The sequence below is a fragment of the Vibrio celticus genome (assembly GCF_024347335.1).
In the GTDB taxonomy this organism is placed as follows: Bacteria; Pseudomonadota; Gammaproteobacteria; order Enterobacterales; family Vibrionaceae; genus Vibrio; species Vibrio celticus.
In genome coordinates this window covers 3017989-3034873 of sequence record NZ_AP025463.1, presented here as the reverse complement: position 1 = coordinate 3034873, position 16885 = coordinate 3017989, and the positions used below count along the sequence as shown (strand labels likewise).

Below are 16885 nucleotides of genomic sequence, written 5' to 3'. Positions count from 1 at the left end.
TGAAGCTCATTCTCCCTATCGAAGTAATAGGAAGAGTCATAAAGACAAGTTGATGTTTTTTCTATACTCTAGCAGCATCCAGTTAGATAACCGATTAGGGTAAAGTTATGTTAGTTGTCGTTTCTCCAGCCAAAACACTTGATTACGAATCACCATTAGCGACGGAACGCTTTAGTCAGCCTGAGTTTGTTGAACACTCTGCTGAGCTGATTGAAGAGTGCCGCAAACTGACGCCAGTCGATATTTCTGCACTGATGAAAGTCAGCGATAAGATCGCAGGGTTGAACGTAGCGCGATTTGAGCAGTGGAGCGAGACCTTTACCCAAGACAACGCACGCCAAGCAATCCTAGCCTTTAAGGGCGATGTATATACAGGTCTAGACGCTGAGACGCTATCGGATGAAGATTTTGATTACGCACAAAACCACCTGCGCATGCTTTCTGGCCTATATGGCTTGCTTAAGCCGTTAGATTTGATGCAGCCGTACCGCCTAGAGATGGGTACACGCTTAGCCAATGCTCGTGGTACTAACTTGTACCAATTCTGGGGCAACATCATCACAGACAAGCTGAATGAAGCATTAAATGCTCAAGGCGACAACGTGTTGATCAACCTAGCGTCTAACGAATACTTTAAGGCCGTGAAGCCGAAGAACTTGGATGGCCAAGTGATTACCCCTGTATTCAAAGACTGCAAGAACGGTCAGTACAAGGTGATCAGTTTCTACGCGAAGAAAGCGCGTGGCATGATGGCTCGCTACATCATCGAGAACAAGATCGACTCGGTTGAGGCGCTGACCCAGTTTGATACGGCGGGCTACTACTTCGTTGAAGAAGAGTCGAACGCGAAAGAGCTTGTCTTTAAGCGCGAAGAGCAAAACTAGTAGTCCTTGGCTAACGAGGAGCTCTCGGTTTTAGCCTAGATAACAGACCAGATAGAGAAAAGCCCCATGCAGCGAACTGCATGGGGCTTTTTTATTGAATCGTTGAAGCTGGTAGATTACTTCTTCTTTGCTGCTTTCTTTTTCTTCGCGATTTTTTTCTTCTTCGCGATTTTTTGTTTCTCTACCGCTTTCTTATCTTCTTTCTTCGGCTTCTTCTTCTTAGTCACGGCCGCTTTCTTATGCGTAGGGCGCATGCCTTCGATGAAGCGCTCTTTGATTGGTTCGTCTGTGTAACGAGCCACACGCTCAATCATTAGTTGATCGTGCGCTTCAATGATAGAAACCGCGTTACCTTTTTTACCAGCACGAGCCGTACGGCCAATGCGGTGTAGGTATACGTCAGCCGTACGTGGCATGTCGTAGTTGATTACGTGGCTTACGTCTGGAAGGTCGATACCACGAGCAGCAACGTCAGTCGCTAGTAGTACGTTTACAGAACCGTCACGGAAACGAGCAATCGCGTTGTTACGACGATCTTGAGGCATTTCACCTTGGATCCACGCACATGGGATTTGCGCGCTTTCAAGTTGAGCTCGTAGATCACCTAGACGATCACGCGTCTTCAAGAACACGATGCTGCGCTCAGCTTGCTCTGTGATGACGTGCTTTAGGATGTTCAGCTTGTGCTCTGCTGTGTCTGCACGGTGGTACCACTGAGTGATCTTCTTACGCTCACGAAGTGATGATTTCGCATCGATCTCCGCTGGGTTTTTCAGTAGATCTTCAGTGAAGCCTTCAATGCCTTTACCTTCTAGCGTTGCTGAGAACAGTAAAGTTTGTTTACGCCAGCGACACTCTGCAGACAGACGGTCAACAACAGGACCAAAGCCCATGTCTAGCATGCGGTCGGCTTCATCTAGAACCAGCCATTCAATCGCACGACAGTCAAAACGCTCGCCTTCAATGTATTCCATCAAACGGCCAGGTGTTGCTACTACGATATCTTGAGTTGTACTTAAGATATCTGCGTGCTCTTGGTACATCACACCGCCCGTGATCGTGAAGATATTTAGGCTGGTGTATTTAGCAAGTTCACGTGCTTGTTCGGTGATCTGCATTGCAAGCTCACGCGTTGGCGTCAGGATAAGCATACGTGCAGGGCCAGATTTCTTACGTGGGAAATCCAGTAGGTATTGCAGTGCTGGCAATACAAATGATGCTGTTTTACCAGTACCTGTTGGCGCAGAAGCCAAAACGTCTCTTCCATCTAACGCTTGTGGGATTGCTTCAGCTTGTATCTGTGTTGGGCGTTCGTAGCCCATTTCGTCAATTGCTTTAAGCAGCTCTTGGTTTAGATCGAGTTCTGCAAAGGTTCTGATCACTGTTGTTTCTCCACAAGCAATAAATGTTTCTGCCTCAAAAAGCAGACGATAAAAAAGAGTAGTCGGACATTATAGAAGCATTAGTGATTAGGATCACATGGTATTTGCTACATCTTGAGATAAAAATCTTTAGTGAGCGCAATAAATGCTTCGCTATAACCACCTTGATGGTGAATTGTAAGCGATTCGCGCTGCAAATCTTGCTCGCAAGCAGGATCTTTAGATAACTCAAATAGAATTCGGCTAGCTGGCTTTTTATCTGTTGTTTTCACATCAAGGCGTTTTGCTAGATACCAACCACATTGCTCGGCAAGCTTGATAAAACCTTCCCCCTCAGGCGTCGGTAGGATGAAACTGGCAGTCGCGGTGTCGGTTGTTATCGCGAAACAACGCTGGGCAAGCGCTAAATGATCCAAGCTGTCGGTGTGCCTGGCGGTGGCTCTTTGGCTTTGCTGCGCCTGTTCTCCAGAGTTGAAGTAGGGCGGGTTACAGATGATCGCATCAAACCTTTGTGGAAAGTCGGCTGTTAACACGCTGCCGTGATCAAGGGAGATACGATTTTGCCAAGGCGACTGCTCAATATTGACAGTGGCAGCATCAATAGCGTGTTGATCAATATCTATCGCAGAGATTGAAGCATCTTCAAAACGCTGCGCAGCCATCAAAGCCAGCAGACCTGTTCCGGTTCCAATATCGAGTACACATGATCTTTGTGGCAGGCTTACCCACGCGCCAAGTAATACGCCATCGGTACTGACTGGCATACCGCTTTTCCCGCCGTAAATTGAGAATTGCTTAAAATTGAAGCTTTTAGTTTGCACTGTTTTGTCTTTCATTAATGTTCTGATTATCGAGATATTTTAAGTGATTAGCTCTAATGTTAACCGCTTGTATGAATCAATGTTCTGCTTGGGAAACTATTGTTGTGAATTATAGTTAGTTTATAATTGCGGCTATTTTTCTATAACTAGTGGAATCCACTGCTTTTTGTTCTCATATGCAAATTTATATGGTGTTTTTGTGTGGTGACTTGCAGCTAGCCAGTTGTTTCGTCATTATGCGCGACTATTTTATAGATTGATTGGCAGCTTTGAGCTGTAACATTCATGTAAGCACAACATAAATTCATAAATATAATTAAGGATTATCTGTGAAACAGAGTCTAAAACTAACAGATATAATGGCATTGGGCTTTATGCTTTTTGCGTTTTTCTTGGGTGCGGGTAACATCATCTTCCCACCTCTAGCTGGCCAATTAGCCGGTGATCACTTCCTTCCAGCGATGTCTGGTTTTCTGCTGACTGCCGTTGGTCTGCCGTTAATCACTATCGTCGCGGTCGCAGTGGCTGGTGGCTCTTGGGGTCACTTAACTAAAGATCTTCCTAAGAAAGCTGCAACCATCATGGCTGTGCTGATCTTTATCATTATCGGTCCTGCATTTGCTGCACCGCGTACCGGCCTTGTTGCCTATGAGATGGCGGTGAAACCGTTCTTCATCGATGCCTCTCAAGCTCACCTAACTCTCTTTTCGATTGCATTTTTTGTCGTAGCGATGTTCTTCTCATGGTCGCAAGGTAAGCTTATTGACGTCATTGGTAAGGTGCTAACACCTGCACTGTTCGTTGGTTTGGTTGTGCTGGCGATTGCTGTATTCGTTAACCCTCAAGGCGATATTCTTGCGGCTCACGGTGAGTACATCACTCAACCACTGACCAAAGGTTTCCTTGAAGGCTACAACACCATGGATACTTTTGCTTCTTTGATGTTTGGTATGCTGATTGTTGATGCGATTCGTAGCAAGGGCATTACTGACCGTGCAGCGACGACTAAGTACCTAATTAGCGCGGGTTGTATTGCCGCAGCGGGTCTAGCGTTTGTTTACATCTCTCTATTCTTCCTAGGTGCAACAAGTGCAACAGTTGCAGCTGGTGCAGACAATGGCGGCGCTATCTTAAGCCTATACGTTCAATCGTTGTTTGGTCCTTCTGGTCAGCTAGTGCTTTCTGTGATCGTACTATTAGCGTGTCTAACTACGGCGATTGGCCTTGTGTCAGCGTGTTCTGATTACTTCAGCTCGCTAACGCCTCTGTCTTACAAGACTTGGGTAATCATCAACGGTGTGGCTTGTGCAACCGTTGCAAACGTTGGCCTTTCTCAACTGATTTCTCTGTCTGTTCCAGTACTGTTTGCACTGTACCCAGTCGCTATCGCGTTGGTTGCTCTGACGTTCTTGCGTAGCCGTTTCCCTAATCCAAAAGCGGCTTACCGCGTAGTGGTATTAGTGTCACTGCTGTTTGCTCTTATTGATGGCGCTAAAGTAGCGGGTGTAGATGTGTCTGCACTTAAGATGCTGCCACTGTTTGAGATTGGTATGGGTTGGTTGCTTCCAACAACGGCTGCAATCATCTGTATGTTCTTCGTTGGTAAATCAACAGAACAAGAGATGGCTGAAGAGACTGTTTAATCTTCCGTTGAGATTCGATTGTCCTTCGAGATGAAATAGAAAAGGCCTCATTACTTCGCAGTAATGAGGCCTTTTTGTATTCTGTGGTCTTTTTATATTCCGCTACTTAGCTAAGTAGCCGGGGCATTTCTGTTTGGTTATAGCTTTTCGCTGTACTCAACTAGTACTTGCTCAACCCAGCTTGCGATACGGTCGTCGCTAAGCTCGTATTGTGAATCTTCATCAAGCGCCAAACCAACGAATTGAGATTTGTCTTCCGTTAACGCTTTAGACGCTTCGAACTCGTAGCTGTCATCGTTTGGCCAGAAGCCAACAAACTCTGCACCCGCGGTTTTCAGTTCATCATGCAATAGACCCATCGCATCTAGGAACCATTCGCCGTAGCCTTCTTGGTCACCTAAACCAAACAGAGCCACAACCTTGCCTTTCATTGGCGTGGTTGCGATGTCTTCCCACAGTTCATTCCAATCTTCTTGGATTTCACCGAAGTCCCAAGTTGAGATGCCTAGCAATAAAAGGTCGTAGTCCGCCATCAATGAAAGAGGGGTTTCTTTCACGTTATGGATATCAACTAGGTCTTCACCAATAATGCCGCGAATTTTCTCTGCTGCCATTTCTGTGTAGCAGGTGGTTGAGCCGTAAAATAATCCAATTTTCATAGCAAACGTTCGATTTTAATTTCAGATGGCGAATTCTAACCATAAATCGACTTCGATTGCAGCGATTATCCGCTCAAGTCGTAATTTTTATGGCATTCATATTTGCTCTGGCATACTCTCAAAACAGTTTCCAATATTGTGAGTAACACTATGCAGTCGCCTCAAGGGCAGAGCGCAGACCACGGTCTCGTTGAGCAGTTTTTAGATGCTATGTGGATGGAGCGAGGATTATCGGAGAATACGCTTGTCTCGTACCGTACCGATTTATCCAAGTTATTAGCGTGGATGGAAAAGAACAATTACCGCCTCGACTTCATTAGCCTTTCAGGTTTACAGGATTATCAAGGCTGGTTAGCCGATGCCGATTTTAAGCAGACCTCTCGTGCCCGTATGTTGTCGGCGATTCGTCGCTTGTTCCAATACTTACACCGCGAGAAAATCAGAGGTGATGATCCAAGTGCCTTGTTGATCAGCCCTAAGCTGCCGCAACGCTTGCCGAAAGATTTGAGCGAAGAGCAGGTTGATGCTTTGCTTGATGCGCCAGATCCGAACGATCCGATTGAGCTTCGCGATAAGGCGATGCTTGAGTTACTTTATGCAACTGGTTTGCGAGTGACAGAACTGGTTAGCTTGACGATGGAAAACATCAGCCTAAGACAAGGCGTGGTGCGTGTTATTGGTAAGGGTGGCAAAGAGCGCTTAGTACCCATGGGCGAAAATGCAGTGGATTGGATAGAGACTTTTATTGAACAAGGTCGTCCACATTTACTTGGCGAAAACAGTTCTGATGTGGTTTTTCCGAGTAAACGCGCCAAGCAAATGACCCGTCAGACGTTTTGGTATCGTATCAAGCACTACTCGGTCGTCGCTGGGATCGACACAGAATTGTTGTCACCCCACGTATTGAGACACGCTTTTGCGACGCATTTACTGAACTATGGCGCAGATCTCAGGGTCGTACAGATGTTACTTGGGCATAGTGACTTATCGACAACCCAAATTTATACTCACGTGGCGACTGAAAGGCTGAAGCAAATTCACGCGCAGCATCACCCACGTGCTTAAATCCATTTATTTTTAAGGTGAACTTAATGAGCGTATTACGCCGTCTTCCTCTACTAGCGCTTCCTCTTATGATTACTGCATGTAATGCATCAGAAGCGAAAGTAGAAACAACATCAACAGCCGTAGAAGCTGCTCCAGCTCAAGCTATTGATACAGCTGCGTTAACTAAGCGTTTTGAAAAAATCGGTATTAAGGTCGATAAGATTGTTCCTTCGGATATCGATGGTTTGTTAGAAGTTCAAACCAACAGCGGCATTATATTTTCTTCTCCAGAGGGCGATCACTTTCTAGCCGGTACACTTTACTCTTTAGATGAAAACGGTAAGTTCAGTGATGTTTTGGCTGAGCGTCAAGCTCCGCTGAATGCTGAAAAAGTCGCAGCGATGTCGGATACGGTTATTGAATACAAAGCCGATAACGAAAAGTATGTTGTGACGGTATTTACTGACATTACGTGTGGCTACTGTGTTCGTCTGCACAGCCAAATGCAGGGCTACAACGATCTGGGTATCACCGTTCGTTACATGGCTTACCCGCGCCAAGGCGCGACAGGGCAAGTTGCCGATCAAATGGCAGCCATCTGGGCTTCAGATGATCCAAAAACAGCGATGCACGATGCTAAAGTAAACCGTCAAATGCCAGCGTCTGGTAAAGACCTAGCAGAGCAAAAGCAGATCATTGCTAAACAGTACCAATTGGGTCGTGAGCTTGGCATCAATGGCACACCGGCTATCGTGCTAGCAAGTGGTGAGTTGGTGAGTGGTTACTTACCGCCAGCGCAACTTCTTCAACGTTTAGAGCAATAATTTCGTTTCTGTATTGCCAATTTATCCCCCATGTTTTTGATTTAAGGAGTGGCCTGATTGATATCGGGCCCATTTTTATATGATAGAGATCCAACGCCGTCCTGAGGTCGACATTTCAGTCTTACCTGCTCACTTACCTGACTTGTTAAAGCGCATTTATGTGAGTCGCGGAATCGACAGTGCCGACCAACTAGAGACAGCTGCGAAAGGCTTGCACTCTTATCAAAAGCTGGGCGGTATTGATGCTGCGGTTGAGCTGTTGTTCAAAGCGATTCAGCAGCAAAAACGCATCATCATTGTTGGTGATTTTGATGCCGATGGTGCGACCAGCTCGGCGTTGTCTGTTTTAGCGTTACGTATGCTCGGCAGCTCTAACGTCGATTATCTAGTACCAAACCGTTTTGAAGATGGCTATGGCTTGAGCCCGGAGGTTGTCGAACAGGCAATCGAGCTTGGTGCTGAAGTGATCATGACGGTCGACAACGGTGTCTCTTCGATTGAAGGTGTTCGCTTTGCTAAAGAGAAGGGGCTAGAGGTTCTGGTTACCGATCATCACTTGCCGGGCAATGAACTGCCAATGGTCGATGCGATGGTTAACCCAAACCTTGAGAGTTGTGCTTTTCCTTCTAAAGCCTTAGCGGGTGTAGGTGTGGCTTTCTATCTGATGATGGCACTGTGTGTTCACATGCGTAAGTTGGGTTGGTTTGCAGAGCGCGGCATGACAGAACCTAAGTTGATGGAACTGATTGACCTTGTGGCGCTGGGTACGGTTGCCGACGTGGTTCCACTCGATGAAAACAACCGAATTTTAGTTCATCAAGGTTTGCAACGCATTCGTGCGGGTAAAGCTCGCCCGGGTATTCAAGCCTTGATCGAAATTGCTAAGCGAGACGCTAAACGTTTGGTGGCGTCTGATTTTGGCTTTGCTCTTGGCCCTCGTATCAATGCAGCCGGCCGACTGGACGACATGTCTTTTGGTGTTGAGCTGCTAATGAGTAACAACATCCATGCGGCGCGTCGAATGGCGAGTGAACTGGATGGTTTGAACCAAACACGTAAAGAGATCGAAGAGGGCATGAAGCAAGAAGCGATGGCTTTTTGTGAACGCCTTGAGTTTGGTAAAGACGACCTACCTTCTGGCTTAGCCCTGTTCCAACGTGATTGGCACCAAGGTGTGATTGGTATTTTGGCTTCGCGTATCAAAGACAAATACCACCGCCCAGTGATTGCTTTTGCTGATGGTGGGGAAGGGAGTATTAAAGGCTCTTGTCGTTCGATCCCGGGTCTGCACATGCGTGATGCATTAGACCGAATTGACACTCAAAACCCAGGCTTGATTCTTAAGTTTGGTGGCCACGCAATGGCGGCTGGCTTAACCATTATGGAAAAGGACTTTGAACGCTTCAGTAAGCTGTTCAATGATGTTGTGAAGAATGAACTTGGAGAAACAGCACTGAAGGGCATTATCTTATCTGATGGTGAGCTGTTACCTGAAGAGTTCTCGATGCACACCGCTGAAACGCTGCGTTCAGGTGGCCCGTGGGGACAAGCTTTCCCTGAGCCAATCTTCGATGGTGAGTTTAAAGTTCTGCACCAAAAGCTGGTGGGTGAAAAACACCTTAAGCTGATGCTCGAGCCGCTCTACAAAGGTCACCCTACCAATGTGATGATTGATGGTATTGCCTTTAACGTCGACCTACGTCGCTGGCCTGATGCCTCGGTGAAAACCGTTCACCTTGCATTTAAGCTCGATATAAACGAATTTCGCGGCAACCAATCGTTGCAGCTAATGATTGATCATATCGAAGCCAAATAGTTATTTTGGGCTCAATAATGCTCATCATATAGCGCTAAATTCAACAAGCTCTGTTCAAAAACAGGGCTTGTTTTCCTTCCTGCCCTTACAAAATTTACGTGTTTTTTCTGCCTGTCAATTTTATATCCCATTAAGTTGTTGAATCTTGGTTCACCACTCTAAAAAATTCTGTATCTCCGTCACACTTTTGAGTACAATTCTTCGGTTAAATTCTACTCATAAATGATGAGCTAAAATGTTTGAAATCAATCCTATAAAAAACCGTCTGCAGGATGTGTCTGAGCGCACAAATATCCTGAGGGGGTATCTTTGACTATGACGCTAAGAAAGAGCGTCTAGAAGAAGTAAACGCAGAATTAGAACAACCGGATGTATGGAACGAACCTGAGCGTGCTCAAGCGCTAGGTAAAGAACGTTCTGCATTGGAAGCGGTAGTAGAAACGATCGACCAACTTGACCAAGGTGTTGAGGATGTTGATGGTCTATTAGAGCTTGCGGTTGAAGAAGAAGATCAAGAAACGTTCGATGAAATTGAACCAGAACTGGCCGAGCTTGAAGCTAAGCTAGAGAAGCTGGAATTCCGTCGTATGTTCTCTGGTGATCACGATGCATCAGATTGCTACATCGATTTACAGTCAGGTTCGGGCGGTACAGAAGCTCAAGACTGGACTTCAATGATGTTGCGTATGTACTTACGTTGGGCAGATTCGAAAGGCTTCAAGACTGAAGTTATCGAAGTGTCGGATGGCGATGTTGCTGGCCTTAAAGGCGCAACGGTACGTATCTCTGGTGAGTATGCTTACGGTTGGTTACGCACAGAGACTGGTGTTCACCGTCTGGTTCGTAAGTCTCCATTTGATTCAAGTGGTCGTCGTCATACTTCATTTGCATCTGCGTTTATCTATCCTGAGATTGATGACAACATTACGATCGACATTAATCCTTCTGACCTACGTATTGACGTATACCGTGCCTCTGGCGCTGGTGGTCAACACGTAAACACCACGGAATCGGCGGTACGTATTACTCACGTTCCGACCAACACTGTGGTTCAGTGTCAGAATGACCGTTCGCAGCATAAGAACAAAGATCAAGCGATGAAGCAGCTACGTGCTAAGCTTTTTGAACTTGAGATTCAAAAACAAAATGCTGAAAAACAAGCGAGCGAAGAAACGAAATCAGACATCGGTTGGGGCAGTCAGATCCGCTCTTACGTACTGGATGATTCTCGTATCAAAGATTTACGCACCGGCATCGAAAACCGTAATACTCAAGCGGTTCTAGACGGTGACTTAGACAAGTTTATTGAAGCTAGCCTGAAATCAGGTCTGTAAGCTTTATCAACTATTAAGCTTTACCAATAATATTGGTAAAAATGCCTATATTTGCAAAAATATAGCGGTCCAAATTTTAAAAGCAGGGTACATCTCTAATGACTGATGCTGTTCAAAACGAAAACGCACAAGAAGCTTCTTCACCTGAAGAGAACAAACTAATCGCTGAGCGCCGCAGCAAGCTGGATCACATCCGCCAAAACTGCAAAGCTAACGGTCACCCAAATGACTTCCGTCGTGAGCACCTAGCTGGCGATCTTCAAGCGGAATTCGGTGAGAAGACTAAGGAAGAGCTAGAAGAGCTTAACCACATCGTTGCGATCGCTGGTCGTGTTATGGCGAAGCGTGGTCCATTCCTTGCGATTCAAGAAACTTCTGGTCGTATCCAAGCATACGCAGCGAAAGACGTACAAAAAGTACTGAAAGAGAAGTACCAAGGCCTAGATATCGGTGACATCATCGGTGTTAAAGGTGCGCTTCACAAATCAGGTAAAGGCGACCTTTACGTGAACATGGAAGAGTTTGAATTGCTGACTAAAGCACTTCGTCCTCTACCAGAGAAGTTCCACGGTCTAACTGACCAAGAGATGCGTTACCGTCAGCGTTACGTTGACCTAATCGTGAACGAAGATTCTCGCAATGCATTTATCGTGCGTTCTAAGCTTGTATCTTCAATCCGTAACTTCATGAGCGCGAAAGGCTACCTAGAAGTTGAAACGCCAATGATGCACGTGATCCCGGGTGGCGCAACTGCACGTCCATTCATCACTCATCACAATGCACTAGACATCGACATGTATCTACGTGTTGCACCAGAGCTTTACCTTAAGCGTCTAGTGGTTGGTGGTTTTGATCGTGTATTCGAGATCAACCGTAACTTCCGTAACGAAGGTCTATCTCCACGTCACAACCCAGAATTCACAATGATGGAATTCTACCAAGCGTACTCTGACTACAAAGACCTTATGGATCTGACAGAAGAGATGCTAAGCACGGCAGCAATGGACGTTCTTGGTTCTACTTCTATGCCTTACGGTGACGAAACGGTTGAGTTCGGTGGCACTTACGCTCGCATGAGCATGTTCGATGCAATCAAACACTACAACCCTGAGCACGCTGAGATTCAAGCGCTAACAGAAGCAGACCTACAAGACCGTGAGAAGATGGTTGCTATCGCAAAATCTGTACACGTAGACGTAGAAACGTTCTGGACATGTGGTCAGCTTCTAGAAGAGATCTTTGGTGAAACGGCTGAGCCTCAGCTAATTCAACCAACGTTCATCACTGGCTACCCAGCGGACATCTCTCCTCTAGCACGTCGTAGCGATGACAACCCATTCTTCACAGACCGTTTTGAGTTCTTCATCGGTGGCCGTGAAGTTGCGAATGGTTTCTCTGAGCTTAACGATGCACAAGACCAAGACGAGCGTTTCAAAGCGCAAGTTAACGCGAAAGACGCGGGTGACGACGAAGCGATGTACTACGATGCAGACTACATTACTGCACTAGAGCACGGCCTACCGCCAACAGCAGGTCAAGGTATCGGTATCGACCGTCTAGCAATGCTATTTACAAACACGCACACAATCCGTGACGTGATCTTGTTCCCGGCAATGCGTCCACAAGCGTAATTCTCGCTTATAGGGCGTAACAGCCTATGTAATTAAAAAGCCACCTTCGGGTGGCTTTTTCTGTTTTTGGGCTTCAAAACCTAGTCTGTACCGCACTCTTGATTCGAAAAATCGTTATTTCTGACATAGTCTTACTATTGAGACATAAAATCTAAGATAGTCTCACTACTATACGCCTCTGCGCTGAATACGATCTCGCGGCATTTTGTCGAACGATGAAGCAGTGACTCGTATTAGCCTGATTTAAATAAAAATAGAATAAGGAAGAAGGATGGGAACTCAATTTAAGATGGATTCCTTACCAGGTTCTCTTATCGTCGTTGGTGGTGCGTACGAACCCTGGTTATCAGTGTTAGAACAAGTGGGTTGGCAGTGTACCCAGTGTGCAGATTTACGAAAAGCCGATGCCTTGATTGCTGATATTGGCCCATGTATTGGTATTGTCGATCTTAGTCATGATGAGTTCAGCCTCAACGGTATTGCTAACCTTGTGAGCAATAACAAGCAGGTGAGATGGCTCGCCTTTATCCGTGAATCTCAATTAAGCTCTGATACGATCTGCCAGTTTATCGTTAACTTCTGTATCGACTTTTTCACGGCGCCAATCCCAGACGCTCAGTTACTGAGTACCATTGGTCACCAATTGGGTATGCTTAAGCTTGAGCAGAAGGTATGGCCAAACTACGGCATCAATAACAACATGGGTCTTCTAGGCGATTCTGTGGCCGTGAAGCGCTTGAGAGACCAAGTGAAGCGTATTGGGCCGACGGATGTCAGTATCTTGATTTATGGCGAGAGTGGGGCTGGTAAAGAGACGATTGCACGCTCGATTCATCAAAATTCGTCGCGAGCACAGAAACCATTTTTAACGGTTAACTGCCGTGCCTTGTCTGAAATGAGAATAGAGGCCGAGGTCTTTGGTATTTCAGCACAGCCAGCGACAGCGCCTTGTATGTTGGAAGAAGCCGATGGCGGAACCATCTTACTTAATGATGTTTTAGCGATGCCACGCAATCAACAACTGAATCTGTTGCGCTTTTTACAAGAGGGTAAGATTGAAACCGCGAATGGACCTAAATCCGTTGATGTGCGTATTTTGGCCGCGAACTCCTCTGATATCGAGAAGGCGTTGATCGAGGGCGATTTTAATGAAGAGCTCTATCACTACATCAATGTTCTGCGTATTCATGTTCCGAGCTTAAAAGAACGTGTGAGTGATATTTCAGTACTGGCTAATCACTTTCTGCGTGAGTACTCGAAAGAGTTTAATGCTCAAGCGAAGAGCTTTTCAGACGATGCTATCCGTTCGATGAATCGCTACCATTGGCCTGGAAATGTGCGTGAGCTGATGAACCAGATTAAGCGTGTTGTGTTAATGTCTGATGCGGTGATCATTGAGGATCACCAACTCGATTTACCAAAACAGAATGATGAACGCCGAAGTTTGAAGAGTATTCGTGAGCGTTCAGAGCGCGATGCACTGCTGATTGTATTGGAGTCTTACGGCGGTCAGGTTTCGTTGGCAGCTAAAGAACTTGGCGTATCACGAGCAACTATGTACCGATTGCTCAATAAACACAGCCTAATCTCTGAGGGGGTTGTTTAGACTCTTTTCTACATGACTTTATTCAGTCACTGTAAACGAAAGGCCACGTATCTACGTGGCTTTTTTGTTTCTGAAGGATAGTCAGTTCTTTTCTAGCTCAGCCCGAAGATAGATATGCTGTGATTTTATATAATCATAGTGAATATGTTATATTTAAATGAATATGCAACTGATATTTTAGGTAAATGCATTGTTTTGAAAATGTTAACCAATTATCGGTTGAATAATATACTCACTTGGTTAGACTTTACCCGTGTGAAAGCAGATATTTAACAAAGACTTGTCTGCTTTACTTCCCCATTTCTTTTTGGATTTTTTAGTTAGTTTGGAGGCGCAAATGAAACATTTCGATTTTATACAGCATATTTGCGCGTCGTTTGATCCGTGTACTGACATGGTGACTGATATGTCACTCACATCAGCCATGGCCGATCGAAACACCCAAGATAAACCTAACTAATAGATCCGTACCCTTATTTGGCTGCGGAAAAATAGCAGCTAAGTGAGAAGCCCTCATACTATCTAACACGCTATTTTTCCTCAGTTGATTCAACAACTGGAGAGTTATTATGCGTCACTCAGTATATTTAAAATTAGCAACAGTCCTTATCCGTGCCGATGTTCGTCGTGAAGAGCGTGAATGGCAACGAAAAGTTCGTCGTAGTTCATATGAGCTGCCATGGAACAATACTCACTTATTAAGAGATATTGGTCTTGAAGCTGACGGTCGACCGATTGGTTTTTCTGAACCAGAAGTCGTCACGATTGAACGTCGAGTACGTCACCTTCGTCGTGTCTTAAGTGCGCGAATACCGACGTAATCTGCGGGGTTGATAGCACCTTTCGACCCCTAAGATAATTAACAGTGATAGTTATGGCGTCGAAAGTGCAAACTTTTGAACTAGAACTGGCCAAAAAAGAGAAGCGCTTGCTTCTCTTTTTTGCTTTTTTAAGCCGAGATTTGTGCTTTTTTAAGTCGTTATCTAGTAAAGGAAAAGAGTTCTACTAAGCTTTATAGAGCAAGGGAGGCCGGCTATGCAAAAGCATCAATTAGACATGTGGTTACATGGAGAGCACAAAGACTCTTATCAAACACCGAAAGTGTACGTTATTGGCTGTTCTGATATTTCAGAATATCTATTGGCGGTGGAGTACAAACACAAGCTAGAACCGGTAAAGCAAGACGGCGAGCCGCTTCACTTTGGATCCTTGGATCAAGTGAAAGAGGAGTTACTCCGACTCGGCTTTGAAAAGGCGTATCTTCGCTTACACAACGCCTATGATGAGTTTGGTAATGAGCCAAGCCAAAGCTACTGCGATATTGAACTGGCGCTCAAACCTCATTAAGAGGCGTTTGTAGCGCGAGATTAATTCTAATTACAGACTGTTTTGTAACGCACTGATAGTTTTGGCTATCGAGGCTAGATTTAACGATCTATGCGTAATGTGTTGTCAGCAATTTGTGGGTGAATTGAGTTCGTAGATAGAAACCGCGTGGTTTGGTTTTGATAGGTTTTCCACTTGCACCGTAAGCTTCCGTTAACACACGACTGTTAGCAGCCTTCGGACGTAAATGCAGTGCTTCACCGTGTCTTGCTGTTATCTGTTCAACATTGCCTAACACGATCAACTCCATCAGTTCTTCCCAATCTCGTTTCAAGAGTTCATCTTCCGCTTGGCTAGGTGTCCATAATAATGGGAATCCTACATGCCTCTCCGCTAGCGGGATCTCTCTTTCTCCCTCGACAGGGATCCACAGTACCTTGGACAGCTTGTTTCGAACGTGACTGGTTTCCCAAGTTATGCCTTGCACACCCATCAAAGGCGCAACACACACAAAGGTGGTTTCGAGTGGCTTGCCAGAGTAGCCAATCGGAATGCTTTTTAGCTCGATCCCGAGCTTGGCAAAATCTTGCTCTGGTTTACTGCCTGCAGGTGCACCCAAGTGCCATTCCAATAGCTGCCCAACCCAGCCTTTATCACGCTTAAGGTCGTTTGGCATCACCATCTCGGCTTCGTCGGCGAGTTCTTTAAAGGTCATTCCGGCGATGGCATACGCGCGCTCTAACAGCTCTTGTTGTGTTTGTGGTTCTGGTTTCATAATAAAAGGTATGATCAAAAAAACGATTTTATCAGAAGTTATCACCAAATGACGACTGGTTAAGAAATGATCTCCTTGCGAGAAAAGGGATCAAACTCAGGGTTATCCACAGGACATAAAGGTAATTAATTGAAATATTAATTTAGTGGATAAATAAACAGGGGTTTATGGTGGATAAAATGCTTGCCAAATGGGGTTCAAAATGAATCTTTCACTTGGTAGTGTGGATAAACATCGGAGTGGTTGATCTTTAACCATGTCGAATTTCTGAAAGATCTTTTACATTTCCAATGTTTTTTAAAACTAAGATATTATTTTAATTGATTGATTTATATGAAGATAAATTAAGTTTTATTGATTTGTCGTTTTTTGTGTTGATGAATCTATGGATTAAAAAAAACGATTGCGGGTAATTCTTCACATAGTTATTCACAGAAAAGGTGAATAAATGTGGTCTATGTCTCACTATTGTGTGGGTAACTAGAATTTGAGCAAAACTTATCCATATCTTTAGTTATTATTCATAAATATAGCGCTTATCACGTCACTAAGTTTGCTCCGATTGGGGATATGTGGAAAAATCAGAGTAATTAAAAATTTAGATAGAGGTTGGCCAGTGATAGATGGCGATGGTTACCGATTAAATGTTGGTATTGTAATCTGTAACAACCATGGTCAGGTCTTCTGGGCTAAACGATACGGGCAACATTCATGGCAATTTCCTCAAGGGGGAATAGATGAAGGTGAGACTCCGGAACAGGCAATGTACCGCGAGTTGTATGAAGAGGTTGGCCTTACTAAAAAGGATGTAAAGATCGTCGCGACAAGTCGTCATTGGTTACGCTATAAGCTACCCAAACGACTGGTTCGGTGGGATTCTAAACCTGTCTGTATTGGACAAAAACAGAAGTGGTTTCTTTTGCGCTTAGATTGCGATGAATCGCATATCAATATGCAGCGTGGAAGTACACCTGAGTTTGATGGTTGGCGTTGGGTGAGTTACTGGTACCCAGTTCGACAAGTTGTTTCTTTCAAGCGAGATGTTTACCGTCGAGCGATGAAAGAGTTCGCATCTTTAGCAATGCCGTTTAAAGAGCGAAAAATAAAAGGAAAGCGCAAATTGCGTAGAGGTTAAGC

The 16885-nt window shown here is 45.1% G+C and carries 15 protein-coding genes; 11 read left to right on the top strand and 4 right to left on the bottom strand.

Translation table 11 applies throughout. The features are described from left to right. Window positions 1-107 precede the first annotated feature (107 nt). On the top strand, window positions 108-884 hold the full coding sequence (gene yaaA, locus OCV19_RS13635; RefSeq protein ID WP_048606773.1) for a peroxide stress protein YaaA: 777 nt from the start codon (window positions 108-110) through the stop codon (window positions 882-884). A gap of 116 nt (window positions 885-1000) precedes the next feature. Here the strand turns inward: yaaA and srmB are convergent, their stop codons facing one another. Further along, complete coding sequence (gene srmB / locus OCV19_RS13630; protein ID WP_017059323.1) at window positions 1001-2266, bottom strand: ATP-dependent RNA helicase SrmB; 1266 nt, start codon at window positions 2264-2266, stop codon at window positions 1001-1003. 107 nt (window positions 2267-2373) lie between these two features. Next, window positions 2374-3102, bottom strand: a complete 729-nt coding sequence (locus OCV19_RS13625; protein ID WP_065676733.1) for a tRNA1(Val) (adenine(37)-N6)-methyltransferase — start codon at window positions 3100-3102, stop codon at window positions 2374-2376. 314 nt (window positions 3103-3416) lie between these two features. Here OCV19_RS13625 and brnQ point away from each other — a divergent pair, with 314 nt between their 5' ends. Further along, the gene (brnQ, locus tag OCV19_RS13620; protein WP_019820574.1) at window positions 3417-4730 is read left to right on the top strand and encodes a branched-chain amino acid transport system II carrier protein; all 1314 of its coding nucleotides are present in this window, start codon (window positions 3417-3419) and stop codon (window positions 4728-4730) included. A gap of 137 nt (window positions 4731-4867) precedes the next feature. Here brnQ and fldB read toward each other — a convergent pair whose 3' ends face one another. Continuing rightward, window positions 4868-5389, bottom strand: a complete 522-nt coding sequence (fldB, locus tag OCV19_RS13615; RefSeq protein WP_048606779.1) for a flavodoxin FldB — start codon at window positions 5387-5389, stop codon at window positions 4868-4870. A 150-nt stretch (window positions 5390-5539) separates the two neighbouring features. On the opposite strand from fldB, the gene xerD reads away from it, so the two are divergent. The 8 genes from xerD (at window position 5540) to OCV19_RS13575 (ending at window position 14994) form a co-directional block, all read left to right on the top strand. After that, complete coding sequence (xerD, locus tag OCV19_RS13610; RefSeq protein ID WP_017059327.1) at window positions 5540-6454, top strand: site-specific tyrosine recombinase XerD; 915 nt, start codon at window positions 5540-5542, stop codon at window positions 6452-6454. A gap of 26 nt (window positions 6455-6480) precedes the next feature. After that, window positions 6481-7260, top strand: coding sequence for a thioredoxin fold domain-containing protein (locus OCV19_RS13605; protein ID WP_017062874.1), 780 nt, complete (start codon window positions 6481-6483; stop codon window positions 7258-7260). Window positions 7261-7339: 79 nt separating this feature from the next. Then, window positions 7340-9076, top strand: a complete 1737-nt coding sequence (gene recJ / locus OCV19_RS13600; protein WP_017059329.1) for a single-stranded-DNA-specific exonuclease RecJ — start codon at window positions 7340-7342, stop codon at window positions 9074-9076. A gap of 235 nt (window positions 9077-9311) precedes the next feature. Continuing rightward, window positions 9312-10410, top strand: a protein-coding gene (gene prfB / locus OCV19_RS13595) for a peptide chain release factor 2 (protein ID WP_100208942.1) whose coding sequence is annotated in 2 segments (ribosomal slippage) — window positions 9312-9386 and window positions 9388-10410 — 1098 coding nt in all. Because the reading frame shifts where the segments join, the coding sequence is not laid out codon by codon here. A gap of 98 nt (window positions 10411-10508) precedes the next feature. Further along, entirely contained in the window at window positions 10509-12041 is a 1533-nt protein-coding gene (gene lysS, locus OCV19_RS13590; protein WP_017059330.1) for a lysine--tRNA ligase, read from the top strand. A gap of 271 nt (window positions 12042-12312) precedes the next feature. Then, window positions 12313-13647, top strand: coding sequence for a cyclic-di-GMP-binding transcriptional regulator VpsR (vpsR, locus tag OCV19_RS13585; protein WP_050053118.1), 1335 nt, complete (start codon window positions 12313-12315; stop codon window positions 13645-13647). A gap of 569 nt (window positions 13648-14216) precedes the next feature. Further along, window positions 14217-14468 carry a DUF1127 domain-containing protein gene (locus OCV19_RS13580; RefSeq protein ID WP_065676734.1) on the top strand — a complete coding sequence of 84 codons (252 nt, stop codon included), beginning with the start codon at window positions 14217-14219 and terminating at the stop codon, window positions 14466-14468. A 214-nt stretch (window positions 14469-14682) separates the two neighbouring features. Continuing rightward, window positions 14683-14994: a DUF6482 family protein gene (locus tag OCV19_RS13575; protein ID WP_004735016.1), complete on the top strand. Its 312-nt coding sequence runs from the start codon at window positions 14683-14685 to the stop codon at window positions 14992-14994. Window positions 14995-15082: 88 nt separating this feature from the next. On the opposite strand, the gene mutH is transcribed toward OCV19_RS13575, so the two are convergent. Continuing rightward, on the bottom strand, window positions 15083-15748 hold the full coding sequence (mutH, locus tag OCV19_RS13570) for a DNA mismatch repair endonuclease MutH (protein ID WP_065676752.1): 666 nt from the start codon (window positions 15746-15748) through the stop codon (window positions 15083-15085). 616 nt (window positions 15749-16364) lie between these two features. Between mutH and rppH the strand changes: the two genes are divergently transcribed. Continuing rightward, window positions 16365-16883, top strand: a complete 519-nt coding sequence (gene rppH, locus OCV19_RS13565) for an RNA pyrophosphohydrolase (RefSeq protein WP_017059335.1) — start codon at window positions 16365-16367, stop codon at window positions 16881-16883. The last annotated feature ends 2 nt before the right edge of the window (window positions 16884-16885 follow it).